We start from the raw sequence: 26943 nt of genomic DNA, 5'->3' as shown, positions 1-26943 counted from the left end.
GAAGGTGGCGACGAAAGGATTGACCGTTTTGAGATTACTCGCGCCCCTTGTGCTTGGCCTCCTGTTCGTCATCTCCGCCGTGCAGGCGGAAGTGGAACAGAATTGCCGCTTCGTTCCGGTCAAGACCGAGCGCGAAGCCTGCTATCAACGCCAGGAGGCCGCGCTAGCCGAAAAACGCAAGCAGGCCGTTGCTCGCGACGCCGCGATGACGTCATCATCGCCGGAACAAATGAGTGCGGACGATGCAGCGCTTAGATCTACACTGCGCAGCATCTGCCGCGGCTGCTGACTATTTGCTACCCCAATTCGCCGCCCGCTTTTCGGCGAACGAGGCCAGCCCTTCGGACGCCTCCGATGTCCGCCGCCGGTCCGAATGCATTTTGACCAGCCGCGCATAGGCCTCGTCGTCGACGCTCATGCCGCCGAATGAACTCTCCAGCGCCAGCGCCTTGGTTTCGGCCAGCGCCTCGGGGCCGTTGGCCAGCAATTGCTCCACGACCTTTGCGCCCGACGCTTCAAGCTCCGCCAGCGGCACCACCTCGTGCACCAGTCCAATGCGGCGCGCGTCCTCGGCGCCGAAGCGCTCGCCGGTCAGTGCGTAGCGGCGCACCTGACGGACACCGATGGAATCGCAGAGCTGCGGAATGATGATCGCAGCCGTCAGGCCCCAGCGGACTTCCGTGATCGAGAACAGCGCGTTATCGGCGGCGATCACCACGTCACACGCCGAAATCACGCCGGTGCCGCCGCCGAAGCAGCCACCTTGCACCAGCGCCACCGTCGGGATCGGCAGCGTATTGAGCCGCTGCACCGCCTCGAATGTGGCGCGCGACACCACCTCGTTCTCTTCAGGCGATTTCGGCCGCACGCCATTGATCCATTTCAGGTCAGCGCCGGCCTGGAAGTGCTTGCCGTTGCCCTTCAGCACCACGACGCGCAGGTGAGACTTCTTGCCGAGTTCATCCATCGCCGCCAGCACGCCGTTGATGAGCCCGGCATCGTAGGCGTTGTTCACTTCCGGGCGATTCAGCGTGACCGTCGCGACGCCGCGTTGATCGATATCCCACAAAACCGGATTGGCAGACATTGACGGTCCTTTTTTGGTTGCAGTTGTTTCGTCAGGCAATATGCCGACACACCGGCAATTGATCTATCTCTTTCCGTGATGCCTGCGATGCAAACGGCATCGGCGGTTGCGCTGCGGTGCAAGCTTGTGGAAACTGGCACCTTACGGTTCCCCTCAGCAGGACATCAACTCGATGCGGATATGCGTTTTCGGTGCGGGCGCCGTCGGCAGCCATTTCGCGGTGCGGCTGGCGCTGGCCGGACACGACGTTTCCTGCGTGATGCGCGGCCCGCACCTCGAAGCCGTGAGGGCCAACGGCCTGACGCTGCGTGCCGGGGAAGCCGAGTTCAAAGCCAAAGTGAGCGCCTCCGACAACCCCGCGGATCTCGGCCCGCAGGATGTCGTGATCAGCACGCTGAAGGCGACGGGGGTCAGCGCGCTCGCCGCCGGTCTGCAACCGCTGTTGCGCGATAATACCGCCGTGGTCTTGGCCCAGAACGGAATCCCCTGGTGGTACGATGTCGGGCTTCCTGCAAAACATCCGCCGACGCCCGATCTTGGCTTCCTTGACGCGAGCGGCCGGCTGCGCGCGGCGATACCCAAGGAACGGATTATCGGCGGCGTGATCTATTCATCAAATGAGATCATCGCGCCTGGTGTGGTCGCGAATCTCTCGCCGGATCGGAACCGGCTCGTGATCGGCGAATGCGACGACCGCCACAGCGAGCGGATCGCGCGGCTGCGCACAGCGCTCAAGGAATCTTCCATCGAATCGCCAGATGTCACCGAGGTCAGGGAAGCGATCTGGTCCAAGCTCCTGACCAACATGTCGATGTCGGTGCTGTGTCTGCTCACCGGCCAGACCGCCCGCGGCGTCCGGGACGAACCGGCGCTCGCCGAGGTGATCCCGCGTTTGCTGGATGAAGCCAACAGCATCGCCCAGAGCTGTTACCCCGACGTCAGGCGCGTCACCCGCTCCGGCCCCGCGCCCGCCCACAAGCCGTCGATCCTGCAGGACTTTGAGCTCGGCCGCGCCATGGAGATCGACGTGCTGGTCCGCGCGCCCGCCGCATTCGCGCGGGCGGCCGGGCTTTCGACGCCGATGCTCGATTTGATGGCGGGACTCGCAATTCGCCAGGCGCGCGACAAGGGGCTTTACCAGGGTTGAACACCGCGCGCAGAACACGCCAGTAAAGAAGGAAGCTGCAACATGAACGTCAAAGGCAAGGTCTGTGTCGTCACCGGCGCAGCGAGCGGCATTGGCGAAGCGGTCGCGCGTGCTTATGCCGAGGCCGGCGCGCGCGGCGTTGTCGTCGCCGACCTGAAAACCTCGCGCGACCGGCTGGCGAAAGTCGCCGGTGACATCGACGGATTGGCTGTCACCGCCGACGTCGGCCTTGAAGAAGACGTCAAGGCGCTGATCGCCGCCGCCGAGGACAAGTATGGTCCCGTGGATGTGTTCTTTTCCAACGCCGGCCTGTCGCGCAAAGGACAGGAAAGTGCGTCCGACGCGGACTGGGACGTCAGCTGGCGGGTCCATGTCATGAGCCACGTGTTCGCGGCACGCGTGCTGGTGCCGGGCATGCTCGCGCGCGGCTCGGGCTATCTGCTCAACACCGCATCCGCCGCCGGCCTGTTGGCGTCGCTGAACTCGATGCCCTACGGCGTCACCAAGCATGCCGCGGTGGCGCTCGCCGAGCATCTCGCCATTCAATATGGCGACCGCGGCATCCGCGTGTCGGTGCTTTGCCCGCAGTCGGTACAAACAGGCATGACGACGCCCGGCCCCAGTGCCGCGCGGGTCGATGGCGTGCTGCAGGCGCCCGAAGTCGCCCGCATGGTGATCGAGGCGATGGAAGCCGAACGGTTTTTGATTCTGTCGCACCCGCAGGTCGCCGAATACATGCTGCGCAAGGCGTCCAGCCGGGAGCGCTGGCTGGCCGGCATGCGGCGGCTGCGCGACAAGATTTACGGAGCGCCGCAGTCAGGCTGAATTCTCAATCTATTTCCCGGGCGCAAACGGCGCCAGCAGGCCGGTATAGTCCTTGGCGCCCGGCAGCGCGTAGGAACCGCGCCGCGACGTCTTGAGCCCCAAACCGACCAGCGCTTCGGCCTGCTTCACCGCGGCCGCGACGCCATCGACGACGGGAACGCCGAATTTTTGCGAAAGTTTTGCCGCGAGATCGGCCATCCCGGCGCAACCGAGCACGATGGCCTCCGCGCCCTTGTCCAGCGCCCGCGCAATCTCGGCGTCGAGTTTCTCTTCCGCGCCGGAGCCGGGCTTTTCGAGATCGAGCACCGCGACATTGCACGCGGTAACATGCGCCCGTTCCGCAAAGCCGTAGCGGCGCACCAGTTCTTCCAGCGGCACGATCGAACGCGGCAGCGTGGTCACTATTCCGATGCGTTTTGCCAGTTGCCCCGCTGTTACCAAGGCGGCCTCGCAAATCCCGACCACCGGAAACGGTGCGACCGACCGCGCCGCATCGAGGCCGGTGTCGTCGAAACAGGCGATGATGCCGGCATCGGCATCCCTTACGTTCAAGAGGGCCTGGATCAGGCCGGGAACGGCGAAAGCCTCGTCATAAAACCCTTCGATCGAGACCGGCCCCATCGCCGACGTCACGTCGACGATCTCGGTGCCTGATGCCGCGACCGTGCGCGCCGCCTCGCCGATGGTTTTCGTCATCGACGCGGTCGTATTGGGATTAACGATGAGGATCTTGGCCATAGGGCCTGATTAGCATCCGCTGCGCCGTTCTGCCAACGCTATCCTGCGCCGATCTTGCTGGCCCAGGCCGCGAACGCATCCAGCACCTCGGTCATCACCTCGCGGTCGTTGCGGCCCGAACTCTTCAACACGTGGAAGGAATGATCGGCCGCATCAACCAGGTGCAGCGTCGCCCGTTTGCCCAGCCCTTTGACGACGGGTTCGAGCAGGCTCAATTCCGCCAGCGCGTCACGCGTCCCCTGCAGGAACAGCATGGGAATATCGACTTCAGTGAGATGTTTGGCCCGGTCGCTGGAAGGTTTCCCCGCCGGATGCAGCGGAAAGCCAAAGAAGGCGAGCCCGCGAACGCCCGGCAAGGCATCGATCGCCTGCGCCTGCGACGTCATGCGCCCGCCGAACGATTTGCCGCCCGCGAACAGCGGCAGCCCGACGCTGCGTCGCGACGCTTCCGCCACCGCGGCCCTCACGGCGGCGTGCGCCACAGCAGGCCCATCCGGCCGCTTGCTGCCCTTTTCCATGTAGGGAAACTGATAGCGCAGCGTCGCGATGTCGCGGTCGGCAAGACCTGCGGCAATCGTCTCCATCGAGGCATGGGCCATGCCGGCGCCTGCCCCATGCGCGAACACGTAACACGCGCGCGCCTGCGGCGGATGGATCAGCAACGCGGACACCGACTCCGTAGGGGTGATTTCGATTTTGATCGGTTGCGCGGTGGCGGCTGTCAAATCGGCGATCCCGGGATATGCTCTTCCTTGATTCTACATTCAGGGGCGGCGCGTGCAAACGCGTTCGGCGAACCCATCCGGCGGATTCGAAGCGGTACCTTCCACTGCAGCAAAACGGCACAACGCGCAAAACCGGCTTTATGGACAGCCGGTTTATGCCACTATAAGATGGTACAATATTTGATCGCACGCCAAGGCTGAGTACGTGTTTGGCGATTTTTTAATGAGATAAGAATATTGCGCGCTTGAGCGGTGCAATTGGAACAGGGGCGGATCATGCGTGGCAGGACAAAAATTGTTATCGCAGCATTGATCGCCGCCGCCGGCTACGTCGCCTTCAAGGATGACATCGCAAAGCTCTGGGAAAACCTTCACGTCAGGATCGCGGAGTACCCGCAGCCGAAGAAAACCGTCTGGCTCGACCAGGGCATCAGCAAGGAAAAACTCAGCTGGTTCTACCATGCCGACCAGGGAACGCGGACCTTCGGCATGCCCTTTGAATGGTTCATGGCGCTGGAGCAGCCGACGATTCCGTGGCTCGTCTTCACCGAAGCCGGCCCGTTAAGCGACCCGGCCTATCTCGATCGCTACGGCTTCATTCCTGACACCGTCATATCAGGCAAGAAGGCGCTTCCGATCGGCATTGCGCAGGGCGGTCCGATGCTCGACCCGTCGGGCGCGCCATGGCGCAATCCACGCAGCAAGCAGGACATGACCGGCGTCGGCCTGACCTGCGCGGCCTGCCATACCGGACGGTTCACCTACAAGGACACCGCTGTCATCGTCGACGGCGGACCGGCGCTGACCGACCTGTTCAAGCTGAAGCAGGGAATGGGCGTGGCGCTGCTCTTTACGCGGCTGATACCCACGCGCTTCGATCGGTTCGCCGAACGGATCCTGGGGCCGGACTCGGCGGTCGCCGATCGCGAGATCCTGAAATACCAGATCGACCAGGTCCTCACGCAATTGAAGGCCGTCAAGAATCTCGAGGAAGCCGTCGCTTCCCAGAGCGTCCTCGAAGGCTATGGCCGGCTGGACGCGCTGAACCGGATCGGCAATCAGGTGTTTTCAATCGACCTGAAGAAGCCGGAAAATTACGCGGGCTCCTCGGCGCCGGTGCATTACCCGCGGATCTGGAACACGCCGTGGTTCGATTGGGTGCAGTATAACGGCTCCATCATGCAGCCGATGGTGCGCAATGCCGGCGAAGCGCTGGGCGTATCGGCCGAGCTCAATCTGCTCGACCCGTCGAAAGGCCTGTTCAAATCGAGCGTCGACATCGACCGGCTCAACGAAATGGAGCAAATGATCGCCGGCGATCCGCCGAGCCTGGAAAAAGGCTTCTCGGGCCTGAAGTCTCCGCGCTGGCCGAGCGACATCCTGCCGGCGATCGACGAAAAGCTCGCGGCCCAGGGCGGCGAACTCTACAAGGTGCATTGTCAGGAATGCCACCGACCGCCGGTCTCGACCAAAGCGTTCTTCGATTTCAACAACAAGGATTGGTGGAGCAAAAACGAGGTCGGCCAACCCGTCCTCAAGATCGAAAACATCCCGATCGAGCATATCGGCACCGATCCCGCGCAGGCCGCGGACATGATGAGCCGAACCGTCGCGATCCCCCCGCATCTGGGTATCGACAAGAGCGATTTCGCTGACGCGCTCAGGCTCCTGGTCGCAAAGACCGTCAACGTCATTTACGACCAGCGGAAACTGGACGACAAACAGCGCAACGCCATGAACGGCAACATGCCCAACGAAATCCAGGGCAAGCTTGAATACAAGGTCCGCCCGCTCAACGGGGTTTGGGCGACCCCGCCCTATCTTCACAACGGCTCGGTTCCAAACGTCTACGCGCTGCTGTCCCCGGTCGAGGAAAGGCCGAAGAAATTCTATCTCGGCAACCGCGAGTACGATCCGGTGAATCTCGGCTACAAACACGACAAGCTCACCAACGGCTTCGAATTCGACACCTCGATCCGCGGAAACTGGAACACAGGCCACGAATTCGCCGACAAGCCCCCGAAGACCAAGGGCGTGATCGGCAAGAAACTGGCTCCCGACGAGCGCAAGGCGATCATCGAGTACCTCAAGACGCTCTGAGACATGATGCCGCGCAGGCCGGACCGGCTCCGGCCGCGCTGCACCACGCTTGCGGAAACGAACGGCCGCGACCGCGCGCAACCCGCCCATGCGGTGGCGCGATTGACGATTCCAGCGCTTTAGTCTGAGGTAGGCGCGGCTTTCGTATTCATCGGGAAAAGCGCATGGCTGTGGGCAAGCAAGATCAACAACAACGTCCGGCCGAGGTTGATGCGGTGTTTGACGCCGTCATCGTCGGCGCAGGTTTTGCCGGCATGTACATGCTGCACCGCCTGCGCGGGCTTGGCTTCAGCGCGCGGGTCTTTGAGGCCGGCGGCGGCGTCGGCGGCACCTGGTACTGGAACCGCTATCCCGGCGCGCGCTGCGACGTCGAGAGCATGCAGTATTCGTTTTCGTTCTCGGAAGAACTCGATCAACAATGGGACTGGTCGGAGAAATACGCGCCGCAGCCGGAGATTCTGGCTTACGCCAACCATGTCGCTGATCGCTTCGATCTGCGCCAGCACATCCGGTTCGACACCCGCGTCACGGATGCGAGCTTCGATGAAATTGCAAAAGGCTGGCGCATCGAAACCGACCGCGGCGACAAGGTGTTCGCCAAATTCTGCATCATGGCGATCGGCTGCCTGTCGGCGGCAAACCATCCACCTTTCAAAGGACGCGAGGATTTCAAGGGGCCGGTCTATCACACCGGCGAATGGCCGCATGAAGGGGTCGATTTCACCGGGCTTCGCGTCGGCATCATCGGCACCGGATCGTCGGCGATCCAGTCGATCCCGATCATCGCGCAGCAGGCCTCCGCGCTTACCGTATTCCAGCGTACCGCGACCTATTCCGTGCCGGCCTGGAACGCAAAACTGACGCCGGAGTACCGCCGATCGATCAAGGCCGACTATCCGGCGCTTCGGGCGAAAGCCCGGGCGCGGCCGACCGGCTTCTATTTCCCCTTCAACATGAAGCCGGCGCTGGAGGCCTCGCCGGAGGAACGCGAGCGGCAATATGAAGAAGCCTGGGAACGCGGCGGATTACCGTTCCTCGGCGCCTTCGGCGACCTCTTGTTCGAGAAGGAAGCCAACGACACCATCGCCGAATTCGCGCGCAACAAGATCCGCGGCATCGTCAAGGATCCCGCGACCGCCGAGCTGCTGTGCCCTTCCAACGTGTTCGGCTGCAAGCGTCTGTGCGTCGATACCGGCTATTTCGAAACCTATAATCTGCCGCACGTGAAACTGGTCGACGTGTCCAGGACACCGATCGAACGTTTTACGAGCAAAGGCATCGAGGTCGACGGGTCAGAATATCAGTTCGACGCCATCGTCTCCGCGACCGGCTTTGCGGCGATGACCGGCTCCTTCGACAAGATCCGCATCACCGGCCGCAACGGGCAGACACTCGCCGAGAAATGGCGCGCCGGCCCCCGCGCCTATCTCGGCGTCGCGACCGTCGGCTTTCCCAATTTGTTCACCATCACCGGGCCGGGCAGCCCGTCGGTGCTGGCAAGCATGATCCAGGCAATCGAACAGCATGTCGACTGGATGGCCGATTGCATGGCGCATATCCGCGACATCGGTGCCGCGACCATCGAGCCCATCGAGCAGTATCAGGATGAATGGGTGGAGCACGTCAACGAGGTATCAAAGATCTCGCTGCGGTCGACCTGCAGTTCCTGGTACGTCGGCGCCAACATTCCCGGCCGGCCGCGCGTCTTCATGCCCTATATCGGCGGCTTTCCGATCTACGTGCAGAAATGCAACGAGGTCATGAGCAACGGTTTTGAGGGCTTTGTGATCGACGGCGCCGACCCGCGCAACGAAGCACCGCGCGTGCGGCTGACCGAGCGCTGGCGCGTCCCGCTCGACATCGACGTCATTTCACCCGCGGCGGTCGCCGCCCGGCGCGTGCCCGTGGTTTGAGGCGCTTACTCTGGAGCGCTTACTCTGGAGCGCTTGCTCTGAAGTGCTTATCTGGAGACCACCAGCCGCAATCGCGGCTTGATCGTCTCATCGAGTTCGGCCTTGAGCTCGTGCACGCGCGGATCGTCGGAACGCGCGGCACACACCGAGTATTGATTGACCGAACGCACCAGTGCGCGCCGCTCGTCGGCCCGTTTCGTCACTTGCGGACTGGATAGCCTCAGGACCATTTGCCCGAGTTGCACCAGCACTTCGTCGATCGCACGGTCTATCGCGGCAACTTCCTTCATCGCGCGTCTCCTTCCAGAGGAGCAATGAACGGCGAAGCCAGCCGTTCCTCGCACACAGGCCTGATGGATAATCAGCCGTAAACGAGGAACCAGCCTAGCAAGGCGCGCGCAAATTCTGCTTGATGGAATTCTTCGCAATTTAGCAAACTCGGCGGCATTCCCGTTCGATGTTGCGGCGCCAAAAAAGGGCGGGCACAGCACCTCGCATCCTTGAGCCATGCGGCAAACCTAATAGCGGCAGCTTTGCGCGCGAGCTAAGGTGCGGCCTGTCCAACGCGAGGCATTCTGCATGGTTACGCCGCTCGACCCCGTCATCGCCCAGATCATTCCGCTGTTGCCGCTGCGCGATCCCACGACGATGACGCCGCAGAGCGCGCGCGATGCGCTTCGCGCGCTGGCGGATGCCCGTGCCGCGGTGCCGCCGCCTCCGGTCGCAGCTGCCGAAAACATCAAGGTCAAGGGTGCTGCCGGTTTCCTTGCCGCGCGGGTCTATCGCAACACAGACGAAAAATCGCCGACGGTGGTGTTCTTCCATGGCGGCGGCTGGGTCGCCGGCGATCTCGAAACCCATGACCGGCAAGCCCGCCTGCTTGCGATCGAGACCGGCGCCGTTGTCATTTCAGTCGACTACCGGCGGCCGCCCGAGGTGCGCTTTCCCGGCGCGTTCGAGGACGCATTCTCCGCCATCAGGGACATCGTCGAACGCATCGCCGAGTTCGGCGGCGACATCAAGCGCGTCGGCGTCGCTGGTGACAGCGCCGGCGGCAATCTGGCGGCGGCGACCGCAATCGCCTGCCGCGACGCCGGCATCAAGCTCGCGGCGCAATTGCTGGTCTATCCCGTCACCGATGTTTTCGGTAATTTCGCGGATAGCAAGGAGAACGCGCGCTTTCCCTCCCGCGCTGAAAACGCCGAGGGCTACTTCCTGTCGCGGGCCGTGATGGAATGGTTCTGCGGCCATTATCTCGAGAGCGCCGCTGACGGCGCCGACTGGCGCGTCTCGCCGCTACGTGCAAAGAGCCTCGCCGGGCTGGCGCCGGCGATCGTCACCACGGCGTGGTTCGATCCGCTTCGCGACGAGGGCAAGGCCTATGCGGATGCGCTTACCGCCGCCGGCGTCGCCACCAAATACTATGACGGCCCGGGCCTGATCCACGGCTATTTCGGGCTCGGGGAAGCCTCCGAGGCAGCTAGAGGCGAAGCGCAACGCGCCCGCGCCGATTTCAAGACGCTGCTGGCAGCAGGCGCATAGACACAGCGGGCCTTGTCAGCGCCATCGAGCTAGGCAACTATCCGGCCTGATCGGGCCACCGTCAGGTGCGGCCGGGTCGTTCGGACGTCAAGATCCGACCAGGGAGGATAGAAATGCTCGCATCCATCCGCTTGCGCGGCGTTGCCGTCGCCGCATTGTTGCTCGCATCCATCTCCGGCGCATTCGCCGAAGGCCCCATCACCGCCAAACCTGAGGAGACCGGTTTTTCGAGCGCAGGGCTCGCGCGCATCGATGCCTATCTCAAGAACGAAATTGCCACGGAGAAGATTCCGGGCGCGATCATGATGATCCAGCGCAACGGCAAGACCGCCTATTTCAACAGTTTTGGCGTGCGCGATCCCGGCACCAAGGCGCCGATGACGCCTGACACCATTTTCCGCATCTATTCGATGACGAAGCCGATCACGACGGTGGCGGCGATGATGCTGGTCGAGGAAGGCAAGCTGCAGCTCGACGAGCCCGTGTCCAAATACATCCCGGCTTTCGCTGACGTGAAGGTTGGCGTCGAGAAGAAGGGCGAGGACGGCAAGATCGGACTCGATCTGGTCGCTCCCAGGCGACCGATGACGATTCAGGATTTGATGCGCCACACCTCTGGCCTGACCTACGGGGTCTTCGGCGATGGCGCCGTCAAGAAGCTCTATCGCGAGGCAAACCTGTCCGAGGGCGATCCTGACAACGCCCTGTTTGCCGAACGGCTGGCCAAACTGCCGCTGGTCTATCAGCCCGGCACGACATGGGAATACAGCCAGTCGACCGATATCCTCGGCCGCGTCATTGAGGTGGTCTCCGGAAAATCGCTCCTTCAGTTCATGAAGGAGCGCCTGTTCGATCCGCTCGGCATGACCAATACGAGCTTTTTTGTCACCGACGCGGCTAAACAATCGCTGGTGGCAGAACCGTTTCCGAGCGACCGCAAGATCGGTCCCGGTGCTGACATGGGCGACCCGCGCGTCGTGCGAAAATATGAGTCCGGCGGTGGCGGCCTGGTGTCAACCATCGGCGATTATTCGCGCTTCGCAGCGATGCTGGCCAATGGCGGCGCGCTCGACGGCAAGCGATACCTCAGTCCGAAGACCATTGCCTATATGGGCTCGAACCATATCGGGCCGGGATCAGGCGTGACCCCGGGACCCGTCTATTCGCCGGGGCCCGGCTTTGGATTTGGATTGGGTTTTGCCGTTCGCACCGACGCCGGCATCAGTCCGATCGAGGGATCGGTCGGCGAGATGAACTGGTCAGGCGCCGGCGGTACGACCTTCTGGGTCGATCCGAAGGAGAACATGTTCGTCGTCTTCATGACGCAGACGGTCGTGCACCGCGGAAGGCTTCGCATCGCTCTGAAAAATATCGTCTACGGCGCTTTCGAAAAATAGAGATCAATCGAGCGACCGTTAGGCAAGATGCCGCTTGGGCGCATGTACGCGTGCGCCTTGAGCCTGAACCAGAGCTGCGGTCTGCTTCAAACAGAACCGATCATACCCTACGCCGCTCTTACGCCGGCAAGGAAGCTCGACACTTCGTCCTGCAGCGCCTTCAGCTTGCGGCCGAGCCGGTCGCCGGACTGCAGCACCATCTGCGCCTTCTCGCCGGTTTCCGTCGTCGCCGTGGTGACGTCGGTGATGTTCTGCGAGACCTGGTTGGTGCCGGCCGCGGCCTTCTGGACGCTCGAAGCGATTTCCTGCGTCGCAGCGCCCTGCTGTTCGACGGCGGCCGCAATCGAGGACGAAATCTCGTTCACTTCCATGATCGTCGAGCGAATGCTCTGGATGTTTTCGACCACCTGTTGGGTCTCGGCCTGAATGGCGTTGATCTGCGCGCTGATCTCTTCGGTCGCCTTGGCGGTCTGGCTGGCGAGCGACTTGACCTCGCTGGCGACCACCGCAAAGCCCTTGCCGGCTTCACCGGCGCGGGCCGCCTCGATGGTGGCGTTGAGCGCCAGCAGATTGGTCTGCGAGGCGATGTCGTTGATCAGGCCGATCACTTCGCCGATTTTGTGAGCGGCAATCGCGAGGCCCTGGACGGTCTCGTTGGTGCGCTGGCCGTCGGCGGCGGCCTTGTCGGCGATCTGGGCGGCGTGTCCGACGCGCTGGGTGATTTCGGATATCGAAGCCGACAGTTCTTCAGCGGCCGACGCCACCGTCTGCACGTTCGACGACGCCTCCTGGGAAGCCATCGCCACCGCCTTGGAGCGGTCGCTCGCCTGGCTCGCGGTATGGGACATCCCTTGCGCGGTGCCCTGCATTTCGCTGGCGTCCCTGATGACGTCACCGACGACGGCCTGAACGCTGGCTTCGAACTTGCTGGCGAGATCCATCATCGATTTGCGCTTCTCGGCATCGGCCTCGGTCTTCAGCTGCGCCTGCTCGGCGTGCATCTTGGCCACCGCCTCGGCATTGTCCTTGAAGACGCGCAGCGATTTGGCGAGCGCGCCGACCTCATCCTTGCGCTGCGTATAGGGGACCTCGAAAGCGGTATCGCCGGACGCCAGCCGGTCGGTCAGGTTGGTGATGGTCGTCAGCGGCCGCGTCACGCTGCGGCCAATGAAGAACGAGCTGATCAGCACCAGCGCGAACACGGCCAGACAGACCAGCGCGAACATCTGGGCGGTCTGCTTGAACACCGCATCGACGTCGTCGAGATAGATGCCGGTGCCGATGATCCAGCCCCACGGCGTGAAGCCTTTCACATAGGAAATCTTCGGCACCGGTTGGTCGAAGCCGGGTTTTGGCCAGAGATAGCTGTAGAAGCCGGCGCCCTTCGACTTCACGACGTCGACGAATCCGATGAACAGCCGGTTGCCGTTCGGATCCTTCATCTCGCCGAGTTCCTTGCCGTCAAGCTCGGGCCTGATCGGATGCATGATCATCTTCGGCGACATGTCGTTGATCCAGAAATACTCGACCTTGTCGTAGCGCAGGCTCTTGAGTTCCTGGATCGCGGCCTTTTGAGCGTCTGCCTGCGGCAGCTTTCCGTCGGCTTCCAGCTTCTGGTAGTGGGTCAGGATTCCGTAGCCGATATCGATCATCTGCTGCGTCTTGACCTGACGGTCCGTCATCATCTGCCCGCGCATGGTGTAGAGCGCGATCGGGGCCATCACGATCATGCCGGCGAGACTGAGACCAATCATGACGGCAAGCTTGAAGCTGATGCGGGAAAAGAACATCGGGTCAAATCCTGGGCCTGAGACGGAAAATAACCGCTTCAACATAGCCGGGACTTGTTAGCGAACTTTTAAGCATGCACTGGGTGGAACCGGGGACTCGGTTGTATTGATATTGTTGAGCTTTGTGGTCGACCTGGAACACCTGAGTACCCGGCCGGCGTTACCGTCTCGCGCAGGGCAGCCAGGTATGAGGGCGTGTTTTCGCGCCCGATCGCTCAAATGGAGTGCTTCGGCTTGCGTATACGGGTCGTCTTGATCTGGTCGAGCGCCGCGACAAGCCAGGCAACGCCGGCATCCATCATTGCAACCTTTGGGAGAACCGCATTGATGGCGAAGCGCGGCAGCGCGATCGGCGCCTTGACGGCGACAATTCCAAAGCGTGGACCGTGCATCTCGACGAACCGTCGCGGCAACGCCGAGACCAGATCGGTTTCAGCCAGCACGCCGAGGGCAAAGGTGAAGTTCGGCACCGTCAATGCGACGCGGCGCGACAATCCTTGCCGGGCGAGTTCGACATCGACGAAGCCATAGGCATCCCCGGTATGCGAGACGACGAGATGCTGCATCTCGCAGTAGTTCCGCAAGCGCGGTGCTTTCTGAAACGGGTGGCCCGCGCGCGCGGCGATGACAAACTCTTCCTGATAGAGCGTTTGCTTGTGGAAGCGCACCGGCACATCGTCGAACGGGATCACGGCGATATCCATGTCGCGCGCTTCGAGATCGGCCAGCGCTTCCTTCCAGGCAAGGTCGGGCGTGGGCTGGCCGTGCGTCGGCAGAATCTGGCGGATCCCGATGTCGATTCCCGGCGCGGTCTTCCGTAACGCTTCGAGCAATGGCGGCAGGAACACCGCCGACGTTCCGTCCGGCGCGCCGATGACGAAGCGGCGCGTCGATCGCGCCGGATCGAACGGCGCGCTGCTCGACACCACGCCCCGGATGCGGGTCAGGATTTCGGAAACGGGCGCCGCGAGTTCGCTGGCCCGCGCGGTCGGCACCACGCCCTTGGGCGTCCTGAGAAACAGGGGATCATCAAGCAGTTTGCGCAGGCGTCCGAGGCCATGGCTGACCGCCGATGGCGAAAGGTTCAGCCGCTCGGCGGATCGCCCGGCGTGGCGCTCCTCCATCAGGATTTCGAACAGCACCAGCAGGTTCAGGTCGGCCCTGGAGAGATCAATTTTGTTCAGCATATTGGTGAAATCATATCATTTTATTCATTGCCAATGAAGTGGCAAATGCACCCCGCCGGACGTCATGGATCCGGCCGAAATCAAATCGGGAGTGCTCACATGTTCGGATTCTTGTGCAGGACACGACGGCCATTGGACCAAGGTAAACCTTCTGCTTGCCCGCTCGCCGGCCTATCGAGACGCGCGGCGATGACGGCCGCACTGACGGCGTCCCTGTCGTTCCGGCCGTCGGGATGCCTAGCCAATTCAGCCGCCAGCGCGGGGCCCCCGGTCGCGGAGCTGATCCAGCGCACCGAGGCGCAAGCGGTCGCCTTCATGCGCGGCGACATGGACGAATGGTCTCGCATGATCCGCATCGCCGATGACTTCACGCTGATGCAGCCGTTCGGCGGCCCGACCAGCCGCGGCTTTGATGCCAGCCCCGAACGCCTGGCGCAGCTCGCCAAATACTTCAGAAACGGCGACGCGAAACTCGAACTCGTGCAGAGCTACGCGTCCGACGGTCTGGTGGTTCTCGTGATGATCGAGCGCCAGCATGGCGAGGTCGGCGGCCTGCCCGGTCAGGACTGGTCACTCCGCGTTACCCAGGTCTATCGCAAGCATGGTTCGGAATGGCAGCTGGTCCACCGCCATGCCGATCCGCTGGTCCGTTACGTCGGCCTGGAGACGGCCGCGGCCATCGCCCGCGGCGCGCGGCTCGGCGAAAAGTCCTGAGGCCGTCCCGTCTTTAGGCCGCCCGGACCGAACTCAGGAACTGGCCGACCTCGCGCCTGAGGCGGCTGCTTTCGCCGGACAGCGATTTTGCCGCGGCGAGCACCTGGGAAGAAGCCGATCCGGTCTCGCTGGCGCCCTGCTGGACGTCGGCGATGTTGGAAGAGACCTGCTGCGTGCCGTGCGCGGCCTGCTGCACGTTGCGGGCAATTTCCTGCGTCGCCGCGCCCTGCTGCTCGACCGCGGCTGCGATCGCCGACGCAATTTCGGACATCCGCCCGATGGTATCGCCGATTTCCTTGATGGCGCCGACCGATTCCTGCGTTGCGGCCTGGATGCCGTTGATCTGCTGGCTGATCTCACCGGTCGCCTTGGCCGTTTGTTCGGCCAGCGCCTTCACTTCCGACGCCACGACGGCAAAACCGCGTCCCGCCTCGCCCGCCCGCGCCGCCTCGATGGTGGCGTTCAGCGCCAGCAGATTGGTCTGGCCGGCGATGGTGTTGATCAGCTCCACCACATCGCCGATCCGGGCCGCCGCTTTCGCGAGCTCGCCGACGCGATCGTTGGTTCGCTGTGCCTGCTCCACCGCTTCGGAGGCGATCCGCGCCGAATCCTGCACCTGACGGCTGATCTCGTTGACCGACGATGCCATTTCCTCGGTGGCGGAGGCGACCGACTGCACATTGGTGGAGGCTTCTTCGGAGGCTGCCGCCACCGTGGTGGCCAGTTTCTCCGAACGGTCCGCGTTCGATGTCAGCGTCCCGGCCGATACTTCAAGCTCGCTCGAGGCCGTCGAGACGATCTCGACGATCTCGCCGATCATCGATTCGAAGTCGCGGGTAATCGTGTCGACGCGCTGGCCGCGCTGGATCTTGGCATCGGCCTCTACCGCCGCCGCCTCATCGGCGGCCTTCTTGGCGATCAGGGCTTCCTTGAAGACCTGCAATGAACCTGCCATCGCGCCGATCTCATCGGCGCGCTCGATCGTCGGGATGGTGACGTCATGGCGGCCGGCGGCGAGGTCACCGACGACGTCGGTCAGATTGGCGAGCGGCGTAATCACCCGGCGGCGCAGCATCATTGTGACGCCGGCGAGCACGCCGAGCAGTGCGACAACGGCAAGGCCCGCCAGCGCCAGCATCGTCAGCGCCCCATCGCGCGCGGCACCTGCGCGTTCGGCGGCTTCAGCCAATGCGGCATCGCGCACGACAAAGAAACTCTGCACCGCGGGCACGATCGTGGCGGCGAGCTCTTCGGAATTGATGGCGTACTTGCCGTCGCCGCGCGCGGCCGGCATTTCCTTCTCGAGCCATGGCGCGGCCTTGCCAAAGTAGAGATCGACCGCGTCCTTCATGGCCTTTGCGAGCCGTGGCGGACTGCCGATCTGATCCACACCGGCCTCGATCCGTTCGCGATCGAGATCGACGCGGCCCTGGCCACGGTCCATCATGGATATTTCGACCGCGGTCAGCGGGCGGCGCGTGCTGATCGCAAGCGACATCGTCGCGGCGCGGCCGCCGGCACTGATCCGCAGGTCCTGCGCCGTGCGGGCGACGTTCAGCAGCGCCGTCAGCGACGCGTCGGCGCTCGCCACCTGATTTTCAAGCCGGTTCAAGACCGGTTCGATGATCGCAACGACCTGCCCGATGCCGGGCAGAAAGCCTTTGACCACGGCGGCGTCGCGCCCACTCATGGGGGCCGCGAGCGCGCGGTCCGTCGCGGCGCGAACCTCGTTCAGCTTCGCCGCCGCCTGGTTGAGGCCTGCAATGATGGTGGCGCTATCGCTCAGCGTACCGACGGCCGTACGGGCATTGGCAAACGCCGCGTCCGCCAACTGCGCGGCCTTCGCAATGGCCTCACGCTGGGCCGGCGTCGCGGGCCCCTCCTGAAACAACGGACTGACATACGGCGCGCGATGCGCGGCGACCTGCTGGCCAACCGCCAGCACCGCGCCGTAGGCTTCCACGGCCTTGATCGCTTCGGACTTGTCGGCGAAGGTACGATACTGCGGAACGAGAACCTGCGCACCAAGGACGACCGCCAGGATCGTCACCGAGAGCATTGATACCGCAAAGAGTCGACCGATTCGCATGTTCTGTTTCCATTGCCGTGGGGACGGCAAAATACGCAAACAGGGGCTAAAGCGGGCTTAATGGACGAACGGTATAATTACGGGAGGGCGCCGAGCTGCGAGCGTGAGGGCGCGCAATACTGCGCAACGACATTTGGCTCGGCCAAACGAAAACGACCCGCCGAGGCGGGCCGTTTCTGTCAGTTAGGTATCGGTGTCGCTGGTTTGATCGGGCGCCAGCTTGGGATCTTTGTCACCCTTGCCTGGAGCCTGACTCTGCTGGCCCGGATTCTGACCGCCGCCCTGCTGTTGACCAGGCTTCTGACCCGGCGTTTGATTCTGCTGACCGGGTTGGTTTTGGTTCGTCATGTCGTTTCCTTTCATGGGAACGTCATAACAACGGATCGAAGCCCGCGACGTTCCGATCAAGGAAAATCGGCAGTTCGCGTTGCCGCCACGATGTGACGGCGAGGCGGGCGCATTCGCGTTTGTCGCTTCCGTTCGTTCTGCCGCGTTTTGCGATTGCGCCGGATTGAGCGGCGATTGCCCTTGTGCGACACGGCCGGCATGCACAGCAGTTCCGGAATCATCATACGAACACACAAGCAACGCCCAATGACCAAGCGGGAACTGCTGCTTTGGGGCAACCATTGCCAATGCGAGCCATTGGTTCGCTGTCAAGGAAACAAAGGGACATCAAAAATGTCGAATGGAAACCGGAATCAGAACTCCATGCAGCAAGAGCCTGATAAAGAACGGATCGACGTAGCGACCGCGTCATCCACCACCTTCCCCGCCGGCTTTCAGGCGCTTGCCACGGCGTACGGCGACTACACGAAGAAATCGTTTGAAGACACCAGGTCCTTCGTCGAGAAGCTCTCAGGCGTCAGATCGTTCGAGAAGGCGATTGAAATTCAAACCGAGTACGCGAAGACGGCTTACGAAACATTCGTAACCGAGTCGCAGAAGATTGGCGCGCTGTACGGCGATCTTGCCAAGCAGTCCTACAAGCCATTCGGCGGCTTCGGCGTTGGGACCAATTCGACGAACCGATAGTTCTTGTAATTCGTTAGATTACTGCAAATCGAAAGGTCTTGCCTCGCGATGTCAGAGCAACGTCGCCTGTGCATCGCGAGACCTTTTCCGATGCCCTTCAGTTTGTTCATTTTTCAAGCATCCGAGAAACTGCGCTCGCAGCTGTTACGAGGAGCATCATGACCATATCCAATCGTTCCCGGAATCGCTCGCTCGATCCAGAGGAGGTCTTGGCCGTGAACCAGGCGTACGACCTTGCATGTCAAACGCTTCAGAACATCGGCCAGCTCGAAGTGGATCGTGAAATCATCGCCCGAAAGGTTTTGCAGGCCGCCGAGAGTGGCGAGCGCGACGCCGACAAGATATGCGCGCGTGCGATCCATGGCCTGACCGCGTTCGATTACCGGCAGCGTGGCACCTAGGGCCGCCACCAACGGAAACGAGCGGGATTTAAGCGGCCAGAGGGAGTCCTGCAGGTGATGCAAGACTCCCTCGTGGGCCTGACAAGACACTGGCGGCAGTCTGTCTTGCCCGGTTGCACTTTGGGGCCGTATCAGTGCTATGCAGATGGCGCTTTGGCGGTGTCCACCTCTTCCTCATTGCGCCTACCCGCCGCCAAATCCATCTTCGGTGGTGGAATCTAAACTGTCTGTTCAATTTTGATCATGCGCGCAAATTTCTTGGTCGGCGGTTTGCGATGACCGAAGTCGGTGCCATGGCCTCGGCTTCGAAACGTAACGTCGTTTGCGTTTAATTTATTTCGGAACCTGAGCGATATTGACCAGCGCCCCGAATACAAGGCGAGCATGCTGGTTCCATCACCGCCCGCCTCGGCATCTTCCGGTGACTGAGAGCTTTGCGCTCCCGCCTGACTCAAAGGGTGGATTGCAATGACCGCTTACCCAGCCGCAATTCCGCTGCTCGCCATACAGCACCTCCGCTGCCAAACATGTCAAACGCGCATGAACCTTGCGCAGATATCGCCTGGACCCACCGGGTTTGAGCTTCGCACGTTCGGCTGTTCCAGATGCGGCAACGTCGAGAAAATTGTTATCGCGTCAGATCCAATGAAGTCCGGCGATGTTGGCTGGCTCGTTGGTGAACTGCGGCCACCGACGTAACGTCATGGAACCGACCGACTCGACTGCAACACCCCGATCGAAAACACTTGATCGCGCGCTTTCGCTTGTCGCTGCATTCATTGTCGCCGCAATCATAGCCGTCATCAGATACTGATCCCGCGGGTCGAAACGACCATCGCCGTCAAATTGGGCGGCGTGGGAGGCATGGCCGGATTATCCGTTGGCGCGAGCCCGGCAGCGGATCGGCGCACGGTCGCGGCAGCAGCGACCTTGCCCACCACCGGTATCGTTCCTGGCCGCAACTCCACGATAGAATAGCTCTATAGCTGCTATGTGCAGGCTTCGGTATCCCGATCGGGCGGTGTCGGCTAGGAATGCACGATGGATTGATGCACCCGGTTTCGCCGCGCATCGCCCTCACGCGACCTGTCGATAGCCATGGAGTAAACCCGATGCGCCTGCCAGCGATCATGATCGCCGCTACCCTGATGACCGTCTCTGCAAACGCCAGCGAGCTGACCGGGACGCTGCAGAAGATCAAGGAGACCAACAGGGTCGTCCTCGGCATCCAGGAGGCCTCGGTGCCTTTCAGCTATCTGGACAGCGATCAGAAGGTGATCGGCTACGCGGTCGATATCTGCATGAAGATCGTGGACGCGGTGAAGCAGGAACTCAAGCTTTCCAGCCTCAAGGTCGAGACCAGCCCGGTGACGTCGTCCAACCGCATTCCGCTGATGATGAATGGAACGGTCGATCTGGTCTGCTCGTCCACGACCAACAACGCGGAGCGGCAGCGCCAGGTGGCGTTCACGAACTCGCATTTCCTGTCGGCGACCCGCTTTGCGGCGCGGAAGACCGACAACATCACCACGATCGACGCGCTGAAAGGAAAGCCTGTTGTCGCGATATCAGGCTCGACCAATATGGTGCAGCTCACCCAGGCCAGCAGCACACGAAATCTCGGCGTTGCGGTGCTGGCCGCCAAGGACCAGGCGGAGGCGTTCCTGATGCTGGAGACCGGCCGCGCCGCCGCCTACGTCCTCGACGACGTGCAACTCGCCGTCGCGATCGCGCGATCAAAAGACCCGTCGGCCTACATCATCAGCGAGGAAGCCTTTTCGAAGGCCGAACCTTACGGGATCATGCTGCGCAAGGATGATGCGGCGTTCAAGACCGTGGCGGATCGCGCGACCGCGAACCTGTACCGCAGCCCCGAGATCGAATTGATCTACAAGAAGTGGTTCGAATCGCCGGTGCCGCCGAACGGCCTCAACTTTCGCAATCCGATGCCCAAGGTGTTGCGCAACGCATTCGCAAATCCATCCGACAGCGCGGACCCGGCAAGCTACGAGCGCTGAGGGCGCGAATGGCGGCGGACTGAATTAACTGGCGATCCCGGCATGACTCGAACATGCGACCTACGGTTTAGGAAACCGTCGCTCTATCCGGCTGAGCTACGGGACCGCGAACCCGCTGAATCGGGCGGGTATCGCGATTCCATACCAGAGCGGAAGCCTGATCGCCAGCCTGCGATTGCGCCGTGATTTACAACGCAATCGCAGGATTCTTCGGTGATTTTGCCGCTAGACCGTCGAGATCCCGTCGATCGGACTGATATCGCCCACGAACCGCAGCAAGTCGGCCATGGTGAAATCGCCCGGTGTCTTCGAGGGCAGCGTCGGCTTCCAGTTCTTGCCCTTGAGCCACAGATACGACTGGCGGTCGCCATGCACGAGGCCGACGAAGACTTCGGCGATGATCGTGGCGCCGACCGGTCCGAGTTTTTCGCCGCCGCCGCGTTGCTCGGCCTCTTTCAGGATGTAGTACCAGAGCGGGGTGTGCTCGTGCAGGCCATGCTTCTTGGCCACCGCGCCGTCGGTGCCCTTGGCGATCTCGGCCGAAGTCAGCGGATTCTTGATCCGCATCGCCTTGGCGACATCCTGTCCCGACGGCAATCCGAGCAGCACGCCGCGCTTCAGATTGCGGAACGGCAGGCTGCCGCCGCCGCCCGGCAGCGTATGCAGTTGCGGCACCACGAACGGATCGAGCTTGCGCGAGGGGTTGAGCCTGACGTCAGCGGGATTGGTGGCCAGCACTTCAAAGTAGCGCCGCCAGTCGATGATCCAGTTGCTGGACAGCAGCGGGAGCGGTAGCGGCGGCACCGGCGGATTGGGTGCGAGATCGCCGATGATGCCGCCGGACAGACCGGTGAAGCCGAACAACAGTTCGAGTGAGGCCGGAACGATTCCGCCCGGACCGGGCGTGAAGATACGGTTGTGGCTGTAGACCTCGCGCACCATGCTATGGCCGAGCCGGTAGGCGGCCCCGGAAAACTCGACCGGCATATAGGGTGTCTTCTTGAAGCGGTAGAAGCGGCGCCCCTGTTCGAGGATTTTCGCAACGATGCCCTTCTCGGTGATGCGCTCGACGAAATCGTGCAGCACCATCCATTGATAGTGCCAGGTCACGATCTGGCGGGCCTCCGCGAAGATCTCGCCGACCGGCGTGCCTTTCGCCGCCAGCTGATCGCACACCTTGTTGTGGAATTTCAGCATCGCAAGATGGGTCTGCGCGACCACGAGGTTTTCGTCGTTGCGGTGGTCGCCGATCAGCGCAAAGCCTTCAGGATTGCGCGGCAGATCATTGCGAGGGGTGATGGTTACATTGCCGATCGGCACACTGATGGTCTTTCCGATCAGGAGTTTCGGACCCGGCGTCTTGCCGTCGAGATCGCCGGGATTGCGCGCGTAGAGCTGCCGGCTGCCATCCGGACCGAGACCATAGACATTGTCCAGATCGAGCGCGGGCGTGCGGAAGTTTTCGACCGCGTTGGGATCGGCCTCCTTGTCGCCGAACGACGTCAGGTCGAGCGTGATGTCGTGATCGACGAACTGCCCGAGATAGGTGAAGCCGGCTGGCACCTTGGTGTTATTCCCGGCGGGATCGCCGGGGTTCGGGTCTTTCATCGCGTCGGCGAGTTCCTGCAGCGGCTTGTCATCGACCGCCAGCGGATCGAGGGTCGGAAACATCCGACCGAACATGCCGGGATCGTCGTGCCCGGAAAGCGTATCGAGAAATTGCCTCGTCGGATGACGGCCAGCTTTGCCATGGCCGGGCTGGACATTCACTTCTGTTGCCATCGCTTTCTCCAATCAGGAAGTACTATGAGGAGAGGGGCGCCAGTTGAGTCGTCTCAGTTCCTTAAAATACGATTCGAAATTTCAGCATTGCCCCTCTGGGTGAGTGACAACAGCTATAAACCTATAGATTGCGGCAGATTGTTGCGTGGTTCACACTTCGCCGCTGACTTGACTGCGGCAATAGCGCTCAGGTCAATGGCGCTCAGGCGAGCTCGAACTCTTTGCGGATTTCGGCGTCGGTGTAGAAGCAGATGCCGCCGTCGAGATCGTGGACCAGCCACTCACCGAGATAGACGATCTGCGCGCCGCTCCGCCGCTCGTGTCGAAGCTCGAGCTGTCCGTCGTCGCCGCGTTGAAGCGAGCAGCTCGACTGCACCCAGCTCGGCCATTCGTACAACGGCTGCCCGGTGAACTGCCAGGCGATCAATGCCGTATTGCTGGGACGGGGCTTCAACGTGAGTGTGCTGTTCACAGCGATCTCCGAAAGGGTGACTTCTCTAGTCTGACAACGCGCGGAAACCATAAAGGTTGGACGCGGTTCCCGGAACTTCGCCACGAGTCGGCCGCTTTTCCTATGCGTCTTTGGGATAGTCCGGGATCATACGGGCATGTGGCCGCCGCGGCCGCCCTGCCAGGCGGCCGCCGGATCGCGTCCCGAAAAACCAGGAAGATGAGAACCCGTCCTACGCCTTGATGTTGTTCTCGCGCACGACCTTGCCCCAGGCGCTGACCTGCTTGGCGAAGAACGTGCCGAAATCCTTGGCGTCGGACAGCAGCAGCGTCATTTGCTGCGTCTCGCGCAGCTGCGCCGCGACCGCGGGCTCGCTCAGAATTTCGCGGACCGGCTTCGCCAGGCCATCGATGACATCAGGCGGCGTACCCTTGGGCGCAAAAATGCCCCACCAGGCCAGCGTCTCCGAATCAGGGTAGCCGGCTTCGATCCCCGTTTGCGTCTCAGGGAGCGATGGCATCCGCTCGCGCCCCAGCTGCAGGATGGGACGAAGCGTATTGGTCCCCAACTGCGCCATGATCAACGCCGCCGACCCGGCGATCAGATCGACGTGTCCGCCGAGCACGTCGTTCATGGCCGGTCCGCCGCCACGATACGGCACATGCGTGATTTCCACGCCGGCCTGCTTGGCGAGCATCGTCATCGCCAGATGGCCGAGGGTGCCGATGCCGACGGATGCGTATTTGATCGAGCCGGGCTCCTTTTTCGACGCCGCAACGACATCGGCAAAGGTCTTGAACGGCCGGCTGGCGTTCGCCGCGATCACGTAGGGCGCGGTGCCGACGAGAAACACCGGCATCAGATCCTGCTCGACATCGACCTGCGGCTTTTCAAGAATGGATGGGATCACCGCGTGAGAATCGAAGGTCACGAGAAACGACGAACCGTCAGGCGGGCTCTTGGCCACCTGCGCCGCGCCAAGCGAACCGGCGGCGCCCGACTTGTTCTCCACCAGCACGACACGGCCGAGCTTGGTCTGCAAGTGAGACTGCAGCAGCCGCGCCAGCGCGTCGGTGGATCCTCCCGGCGGAAATGGCACCACCAGCGTCATGTTCTTCGCCGCTTGCCCCAAGGCCAGCGACGGCGCGAAGGTGAATGCGGCCGACGCCGCCAGCATGGCTCGTCGCGTGATCTTCTTCATTTCTCTCCCCCTGATTGTTGCTGCGCTTGTTTTTTGTTTCGCAGATTTATTGATTACCGAAGCCCGATCCCGGCTTTCTGTATTCCGGCCGCGGCGGGCTGAAGATATCGAGCACGCGGGCGCCCTCCGGCCCGGCGCGCATGGTGTGCGGCACGTTTCCCGGCGTGCGCCAGAAATCGCCCTTCTTCACCGTAATCTCCTCATCGCCCTGCACCCGCACGGCCGAACCTTCGAGCAGCACGCCCCATTGCTCCTCGGGGTGGTGATGCAGGGTGCCTTGCGAGTGCGGCGCCAGCGTCACCACCGACAGCATGGCCTGCTCGCCGGCGAAGATGCGCGTGGTGAGACCCGGCGCGAGATCGCGAAACAGCCCGTCATCCGGGTTGTCCAGATTGTGAAACTCGTCCCTCTGACTCATCGTCGCTTCCTCAACCTTAGTTGTCCCAATGTCCGTTGCGTCTCGATCATGATTTGCCGTAGGAGCCCTGATAGCGGCCTTCGCGGATCGCCACCAACGTTTCCTCTTCTCGCCTGGTCTGGGCGCGCACCGCCTCGAGCAACGAAGGTGCGATCGCTGCCGGAAAGGACACCACGCCGTCCTCGTCCCCCACCACGATATCACCCGGCGATATCACCGACCCGCCGATCGAGACCGGCACGTTGATTTCGCCGGGGCCGCTCTTGTAGGGACCTCGATGAATGACCGAACGGGCAAAGCATGGGAAATCGGACGCGGCGAACGCGGCAACGTCGCGGATCGCGCCGTCGATCACATAGCCCGCTGCCCCCCGATACTCGGCAATGTTCTTCATGATCTCGCCGACCAGCGCCCGGCTCTCGTCGCCGCCGCCATCGACGACGATCACGTCGCCCGGTCCAACCAGCTCAAGCGCCTTGTGAATGGCCAGATTGTCGCCCGGCCGGGTGCGGACGGTGAAGGCTGCGCCCACCAGCCTGCCGCTGCGATGGAACGGCCGCAGCCCCACGGCGCCCGGCAGCCGGGCAAGGTTGTCGCTGATGATCGATGTCGACGCGCTCCTGAATGCCTCGATCAAGTCAGACGCCGGCTTTGGTACGCTATCCATGGCAATGGTGACGCTCATGCAGTTGGTTTCCCCTGATGCTTCTTCTTGTGCGCGGACATCTTTGATAGCGCCAAACCCAGGCAATCAAATACCTTTTTACACAGATTGATATGCCCAAATTCTATTCCAACGGGCTGTTTTGCATCGGGATCGCGTGAACTCGCCGGGAAATCCGGCGGCGGATCGAACGGATTTTCATCGGATGTGAGCTCGCCCCTTCATTGGTGCACGATGTTCGGCGAAACCGCACCGGGCCGGCGCTCGGAATAAATGGCAAAGTCCTGCCACAATGCGTCAACAGGGGTGACTGCGACACAAGCCGCCTCCGGCCAGCTTGCGCCCAATGCTCTAAACCTCTTTCGCGTTGAATTTCCAGAACAAATTCCAACGAACCGCCGCTGGGTTCCATCGATCTCAGGAAAGAAATCAGCGCTGGAAAATCGCCGGGTTCCGGGGGTGACAAGGCCTGTCAAAATGGCGACAATCCGTTTAATCCATGACCGCAAATCAACTTTGGAACTCGCGTTGTTGAGGAAACTTCGTCCGTGATTGCGTTATCACCGCTGCCCGCTATCGCAGCCGTCGCCGGCCTCGTGGTGCTGGGCCCGGTGCATGCGCATGCGCAGTGGTGGCGCGGCACGCCGGTCGATTTCGAATCTTGCGCTGACGCCGCCGAGAAGGCGAAGACCAAGGAAGACAGGACGTCAGCGCTTGCCGAATGCAACGCGAAGTTCGCCGGCCGCCGCAAGCCCGGCGGCGGCTACACCTATTACGACTTCATGCAGGACCGGACCTTCGACATCGCGGGGCCCAACCCGACGCCGGAAGAGCAGAAGAAGATCGACCAGCAATATACCGCCTATCTCGAAAGCCAGCGCCGCAGCAGCATCGCCGCGGCCTTGACGGCCAAGCAACAACTGCAGCAGGAGCAGGAATCGCAGCGCGCCGTGCAGCAGGTGGCGTTGCGAACCGAGGTCGAAAAAATCCCGGTGCCGGTGGCAAGCCCGGTCAAGCAGGCGGCGCGCATCAAGGCTTCCAACTGCAAGAAAGATTCCTTCTCCTGCGAATGGCCGCGACTGTCGCAAAGCATCGACGATCTGAAGAAGCTGTTCGGCGCGACGCCGAGCAACCCGACGCCGAGCAAGCCGAAGCGGGGCTGATTTTCTTACCTCGCCCCGCTTGCGGGGAGAGGTCGCCGCGCTCTTGCGCGGCGGGTGAGGGGGTACAGGTCCGTCAACTTGCACCAGCGCTCGTGGATAGAGGCCCCTCACCCCAACCCTCTCCCCGTAAGAACGGGGCGAGGGAGAACTCCCATCAATACACCATCGCGTCGCAGACATCGTCGGCATCAATCAGTTCACCAGGCGCGCTTGCTCCGGCGCGGCGGCTTCGTCACTGGCGCGACCGGTCTATGGGCCCGCGCCGCGGCCGCCCGCTGCTCCTGCAGCCTTGCCTCATAGCCCGGCGACGGCGTGGCAACGGGCGGCACGGCATGCGCGGGAAGCACGGATAGCCAGCCGAGCAAGGCCATCGCCAGAAGCGTTGCGCGTGTTGGTGTCATGCCGCTTCTCCTATTTATTCGCTCTGGCGCACTTCGGTGGCTTCATCCTTCGAGACGGCGCTTTGCGCCTCCTCCAGCGATGAGCTTACGCTCACGCGGGGATGAGGTCTTATAGATGAGATCTTGGACCCTCATGGTGAGGAGCGCGGCAAGGC

Annotated in this window: 27 protein-coding genes and 1 tRNA gene; 14 read left to right on the top strand and 14 right to left on the bottom strand. The window is 62.4% G+C overall.

What is annotated here, in order from left to right:
• Positions 1-4: 4 nt before the first annotated feature.
• Positions 5-289, top strand: a complete 285-nt coding sequence (locus tag JQ641_RS23675) for a hypothetical protein (RefSeq protein ID WP_349628608.1) — start codon at positions 5-7, stop codon at positions 287-289.
• Here JQ641_RS23675 and JQ641_RS23670 read toward each other — a convergent pair whose 3' ends face one another.
• The gene (locus JQ641_RS23670) at positions 290-1087 is read right to left on the bottom strand and encodes an enoyl-CoA hydratase-related protein (protein ID WP_211998303.1); all 798 of its coding nucleotides are present in this window, start codon (positions 1085-1087) and stop codon (positions 290-292) included. It abuts the gene before it with no gap.
• Between the two features lie 172 nt (positions 1088-1259).
• Between JQ641_RS23670 and JQ641_RS23665 the strand changes: the two genes are divergently transcribed.
• Together JQ641_RS23665 and JQ641_RS23660 are read left to right on the top strand one after the other, a co-directional pair.
• Positions 1260-2234: a 2-dehydropantoate 2-reductase gene (locus JQ641_RS23665; RefSeq protein WP_211998302.1), complete on the top strand. Its 975-nt coding sequence runs from the start codon at positions 1260-1262 to the stop codon at positions 2232-2234.
• Between the two features lie 42 nt (positions 2235-2276).
• Positions 2277-3059 (top strand): SDR family oxidoreductase, encoded by a 783-nt coding sequence (locus tag JQ641_RS23660; RefSeq protein ID WP_211998301.1) that lies wholly within the window; start codon positions 2277-2279, stop codon positions 3057-3059.
• A gap of 9 nt (positions 3060-3068) precedes the next feature.
• Here the strand turns inward: JQ641_RS23660 and JQ641_RS23655 are convergent, their stop codons facing one another.
• On the bottom strand, positions 3069-3797 hold the full coding sequence (locus JQ641_RS23655; protein WP_211998300.1) for an aspartate/glutamate racemase family protein: 729 nt from the start codon (positions 3795-3797) through the stop codon (positions 3069-3071).
• Positions 3798-3835: 38 nt separating this feature from the next.
• On the bottom strand, positions 3836-4522 hold the full coding sequence (locus JQ641_RS23650) for an alpha/beta hydrolase family protein (RefSeq protein ID WP_211998299.1): 687 nt from the start codon (positions 4520-4522) through the stop codon (positions 3836-3838).
• 276 nt (positions 4523-4798) lie between these two features.
• Here JQ641_RS23650 and JQ641_RS23645 point away from each other — a divergent pair, with 276 nt between their 5' ends.
• The gene (locus tag JQ641_RS23645) at positions 4799-6622 is read left to right on the top strand and encodes a di-heme-cytochrome C peroxidase (protein WP_211998298.1); all 1824 of its coding nucleotides are present in this window, start codon (positions 4799-4801) and stop codon (positions 6620-6622) included.
• A gap of 164 nt (positions 6623-6786) precedes the next feature.
• Positions 6787-8535: a flavin-containing monooxygenase gene (locus JQ641_RS23640; protein WP_211998297.1), complete on the top strand. Its 1749-nt coding sequence runs from the start codon at positions 6787-6789 to the stop codon at positions 8533-8535.
• A gap of 47 nt (positions 8536-8582) precedes the next feature.
• Here the strand turns inward: JQ641_RS23640 and JQ641_RS23635 are convergent, their stop codons facing one another.
• On the bottom strand, positions 8583-8825 hold the full coding sequence (locus JQ641_RS23635; protein ID WP_211998296.1) for a hypothetical protein: 243 nt from the start codon (positions 8823-8825) through the stop codon (positions 8583-8585).
• A gap of 289 nt (positions 8826-9114) precedes the next feature.
• Between JQ641_RS23635 and JQ641_RS23630 the strand changes: the two genes are divergently transcribed.
• A complete protein-coding gene (locus JQ641_RS23630) occupies positions 9115-10077 on the top strand; it encodes an alpha/beta hydrolase (protein WP_211998295.1) in 963 nt (320 codons plus the stop codon).
• A gap of 113 nt (positions 10078-10190) precedes the next feature.
• Positions 10191-11474, top strand: coding sequence for a serine hydrolase domain-containing protein (locus JQ641_RS23625; protein ID WP_211998294.1), 1284 nt, complete (start codon positions 10191-10193; stop codon positions 11472-11474).
• A 107-nt stretch (positions 11475-11581) separates the two neighbouring features.
• On the opposite strand, the gene JQ641_RS23620 is transcribed toward JQ641_RS23625, so the two are convergent.
• Positions 11582-13264 carry a methyl-accepting chemotaxis protein gene (locus tag JQ641_RS23620; protein ID WP_211998293.1) on the bottom strand — a complete coding sequence of 561 codons (1683 nt, stop codon included), beginning with the start codon at positions 13262-13264 and terminating at the stop codon, positions 11582-11584.
• Between the two features lie 215 nt (positions 13265-13479).
• Entirely contained in the window at positions 13480-14451 is a 972-nt protein-coding gene (locus JQ641_RS23615) for a LysR family transcriptional regulator (protein WP_211998292.1), read from the bottom strand.
• Positions 14452-14640: 189 nt separating this feature from the next.
• On the opposite strand from JQ641_RS23615, the gene JQ641_RS23610 reads away from it, so the two are divergent.
• Positions 14641-15165 (top strand): YybH family protein, encoded by a 525-nt coding sequence (locus JQ641_RS23610; protein WP_211998291.1) that lies wholly within the window; start codon positions 14641-14643, stop codon positions 15163-15165.
• 13 nt (positions 15166-15178) lie between these two features.
• Here JQ641_RS23610 and JQ641_RS23605 read toward each other — a convergent pair whose 3' ends face one another.
• Complete coding sequence (locus tag JQ641_RS23605) at positions 15179-17254, bottom strand: methyl-accepting chemotaxis protein (RefSeq protein ID WP_211998290.1); 2076 nt, start codon at positions 17252-17254, stop codon at positions 15179-15181.
• A gap of 60 nt (positions 17255-17314) precedes the next feature.
• On the opposite strand from JQ641_RS23605, the gene JQ641_RS23600 reads away from it, so the two are divergent.
• The 4 genes from JQ641_RS23600 (at position 17315) to JQ641_RS23585 (ending at position 20708) form a co-directional block, all read left to right on the top strand.
• A complete protein-coding gene (locus tag JQ641_RS23600) occupies positions 17315-17698 on the top strand; it encodes a hypothetical protein (protein ID WP_211998289.1) in 384 nt (127 codons plus the stop codon).
• A gap of 237 nt (positions 17699-17935) precedes the next feature.
• Positions 17936-18289, top strand: coding sequence for a phasin family protein (locus JQ641_RS23595; protein WP_211998374.1), 354 nt, complete (start codon positions 17936-17938; stop codon positions 18287-18289).
• Between the two features lie 158 nt (positions 18290-18447).
• Entirely contained in the window at positions 18448-18690 is a 243-nt protein-coding gene (locus JQ641_RS23590) for a hypothetical protein (protein WP_211998288.1), read from the top strand.
• A gap of 1112 nt (positions 18691-19802) precedes the next feature.
• Positions 19803-20708, top strand: coding sequence for an amino acid ABC transporter substrate-binding protein (locus JQ641_RS23585; protein WP_211998287.1), 906 nt, complete (start codon positions 19803-19805; stop codon positions 20706-20708).
• A gap of 29 nt (positions 20709-20737) precedes the next feature.
• Here JQ641_RS23585 and JQ641_RS23580 read toward each other — a convergent pair.
• The 6 genes from JQ641_RS23580 to JQ641_RS23555 all read right to left on the bottom strand — a co-directional run bounded on the left by JQ641_RS23580 (position 20738) and on the right by JQ641_RS23555 (position 25245).
• Positions 20738-20814: transfer RNA gene (locus JQ641_RS23580), tRNA-Arg, on the bottom strand.
• Positions 20815-20933: 119 nt separating this feature from the next.
• On the bottom strand, positions 20934-22490 hold the full coding sequence (locus tag JQ641_RS23575) for a peroxidase family protein (RefSeq protein WP_211998286.1): 1557 nt from the start codon (positions 22488-22490) through the stop codon (positions 20934-20936).
• A 202-nt stretch (positions 22491-22692) separates the two neighbouring features.
• Positions 22693-22962 carry a hypothetical protein gene (locus JQ641_RS23570; RefSeq protein WP_211998285.1) on the bottom strand — a complete coding sequence of 90 codons (270 nt, stop codon included), beginning with the start codon at positions 22960-22962 and terminating at the stop codon, positions 22693-22695.
• 211 nt (positions 22963-23173) lie between these two features.
• Positions 23174-24142 (bottom strand): tripartite tricarboxylate transporter substrate binding protein, encoded by a 969-nt coding sequence (locus tag JQ641_RS23565; RefSeq protein ID WP_211998284.1) that lies wholly within the window; start codon positions 24140-24142, stop codon positions 23174-23176.
• Positions 24143-24188: 46 nt separating this feature from the next.
• Positions 24189-24560 (bottom strand): cupin domain-containing protein, encoded by a 372-nt coding sequence (locus JQ641_RS23560; RefSeq protein ID WP_211998283.1) that lies wholly within the window; start codon positions 24558-24560, stop codon positions 24189-24191.
• Positions 24561-24606: 46 nt separating this feature from the next.
• A complete protein-coding gene (locus JQ641_RS23555; RefSeq protein WP_211998282.1) occupies positions 24607-25245 on the bottom strand; it encodes an RraA family protein in 639 nt (212 codons plus the stop codon).
• Positions 25246-25497: 252 nt separating this feature from the next.
• Between JQ641_RS23555 and JQ641_RS23550 the strand changes: the two genes are divergently transcribed.
• The gene (locus JQ641_RS23550) at positions 25498-25776 is read left to right on the top strand and encodes a hypothetical protein (RefSeq protein WP_211998281.1); all 279 of its coding nucleotides are present in this window, start codon (positions 25498-25500) and stop codon (positions 25774-25776) included.
• On the top strand, positions 25773-26387 hold the full coding sequence (locus tag JQ641_RS23545; protein WP_211998280.1) for a hypothetical protein: 615 nt from the start codon (positions 25773-25775) through the stop codon (positions 26385-26387). The genes JQ641_RS23550 and JQ641_RS23545 overlap by 4 nt, the downstream gene beginning before the upstream one ends.
• A 197-nt stretch (positions 26388-26584) precedes the next feature.
• Here JQ641_RS23545 and JQ641_RS23540 read toward each other — a convergent pair whose 3' ends face one another.
• A complete protein-coding gene (locus tag JQ641_RS23540) occupies positions 26585-26788 on the bottom strand; it encodes a protein-tyrosine phosphatase family protein (protein ID WP_211998279.1) in 204 nt (67 codons plus the stop codon).
• Between the last annotated feature and the right edge of the window lie 155 nt (positions 26789-26943).

Origin of the sequence: Bradyrhizobium sp. JYMT SZCCT0180 (assembly GCF_018130165.1) — a bacterium.
GTDB lineage: Bacteria > Pseudomonadota > Alphaproteobacteria > Rhizobiales > Xanthobacteraceae > Bradyrhizobium.
This window is presented reverse-complemented; position numbering and strand designations above follow the sequence as displayed.

What these genes read in the sequence shown, in the direction of transcription:
- JQ641_RS23670 (WP_211998303.1), bottom strand. Translation starts at nt 1,087, where the DNA reads ATGTCTGCCAATCCGGTTTTGTGGGATATCGATCAACGCGGCGTCGCG.
- JQ641_RS23665 (WP_211998302.1), top strand. Translation starts at nt 1,260, where the DNA reads ATGCGGATATGCGTTTTCGGTGCGGGCGCCGTCGGCAGCCATTTCGCG.
- JQ641_RS23660 (WP_211998301.1), top strand. Translation starts at nt 2,277, where the DNA reads ATGAACGTCAAAGGCAAGGTCTGTGTCGTCACCGGCGCAGCGAGCGGC.
- JQ641_RS23655 (WP_211998300.1), bottom strand. Translation starts at nt 3,797, where the DNA reads ATGGCCAAGATCCTCATCGTTAATCCCAATACGACCGCGTCGATGACG.
- JQ641_RS23645 (WP_211998298.1), top strand. Translation starts at nt 4,799, where the DNA reads ATGCGTGGCAGGACAAAAATTGTTATCGCAGCATTGATCGCCGCCGCC.
- JQ641_RS23640 (WP_211998297.1), top strand. Translation starts at nt 6,787, where the DNA reads ATGGCTGTGGGCAAGCAAGATCAACAACAACGTCCGGCCGAGGTTGAT.
- JQ641_RS23635 (WP_211998296.1), bottom strand. Translation starts at nt 8,825, where the DNA reads ATGAAGGAAGTTGCCGCGATAGACCGTGCGATCGACGAAGTGCTGGTG.
- JQ641_RS23630 (WP_211998295.1), top strand. Translation starts at nt 9,115, where the DNA reads ATGGTTACGCCGCTCGACCCCGTCATCGCCCAGATCATTCCGCTGTTG.
- JQ641_RS23625 (WP_211998294.1), top strand. Translation starts at nt 10,191, where the DNA reads ATGCTCGCATCCATCCGCTTGCGCGGCGTTGCCGTCGCCGCATTGTTG.
- JQ641_RS23620 (WP_211998293.1), bottom strand. Translation starts at nt 13,264, where the DNA reads ATGTTCTTTTCCCGCATCAGCTTCAAGCTTGCCGTCATGATTGGTCTC.
- JQ641_RS23615 (WP_211998292.1), bottom strand. Translation starts at nt 14,451, where the DNA reads ATGCTGAACAAAATTGATCTCTCCAGGGCCGACCTGAACCTGCTGGTG.
- JQ641_RS23610 (WP_211998291.1), top strand. Translation starts at nt 14,641, where the DNA reads ATGACGGCCGCACTGACGGCGTCCCTGTCGTTCCGGCCGTCGGGATGC.
- JQ641_RS23605 (WP_211998290.1), bottom strand. Translation starts at nt 17,254, where the DNA reads ATGCGAATCGGTCGACTCTTTGCGGTATCAATGCTCTCGGTGACGATC.
- JQ641_RS23600 (WP_211998289.1), top strand. Translation starts at nt 17,315, where the DNA reads ATGGACGAACGGTATAATTACGGGAGGGCGCCGAGCTGCGAGCGTGAG.
- JQ641_RS23595 (WP_211998374.1), top strand. Translation starts at nt 17,936, where the DNA reads ATGTCGAATGGAAACCGGAATCAGAACTCCATGCAGCAAGAGCCTGAT.
- JQ641_RS23590 (WP_211998288.1), top strand. Translation starts at nt 18,448, where the DNA reads ATGACCATATCCAATCGTTCCCGGAATCGCTCGCTCGATCCAGAGGAG.
- JQ641_RS23585 (WP_211998287.1), top strand. Translation starts at nt 19,803, where the DNA reads ATGCGCCTGCCAGCGATCATGATCGCCGCTACCCTGATGACCGTCTCT.
- JQ641_RS23575 (WP_211998286.1), bottom strand. Translation starts at nt 22,490, where the DNA reads ATGGCAACAGAAGTGAATGTCCAGCCCGGCCATGGCAAAGCTGGCCGT.
- JQ641_RS23565 (WP_211998284.1), bottom strand. Translation starts at nt 24,142, where the DNA reads ATGAAGAAGATCACGCGACGAGCCATGCTGGCGGCGTCGGCCGCATTC.
- JQ641_RS23560 (WP_211998283.1), bottom strand. Translation starts at nt 24,560, where the DNA reads ATGAGTCAGAGGGACGAGTTTCACAATCTGGACAACCCGGATGACGGG.
- JQ641_RS23555 (WP_211998282.1), bottom strand. Translation starts at nt 25,245, where the DNA reads ATGAGCGTCACCATTGCCATGGATAGCGTACCAAAGCCGGCGTCTGAC.
- JQ641_RS23550 (WP_211998281.1), top strand. Translation starts at nt 25,498, where the DNA reads ATGGCAAAGTCCTGCCACAATGCGTCAACAGGGGTGACTGCGACACAA.
- JQ641_RS23540 (WP_211998279.1), bottom strand. Translation starts at nt 26,788, where the DNA reads ATGACACCAACACGCGCAACGCTTCTGGCGATGGCCTTGCTCGGCTGG.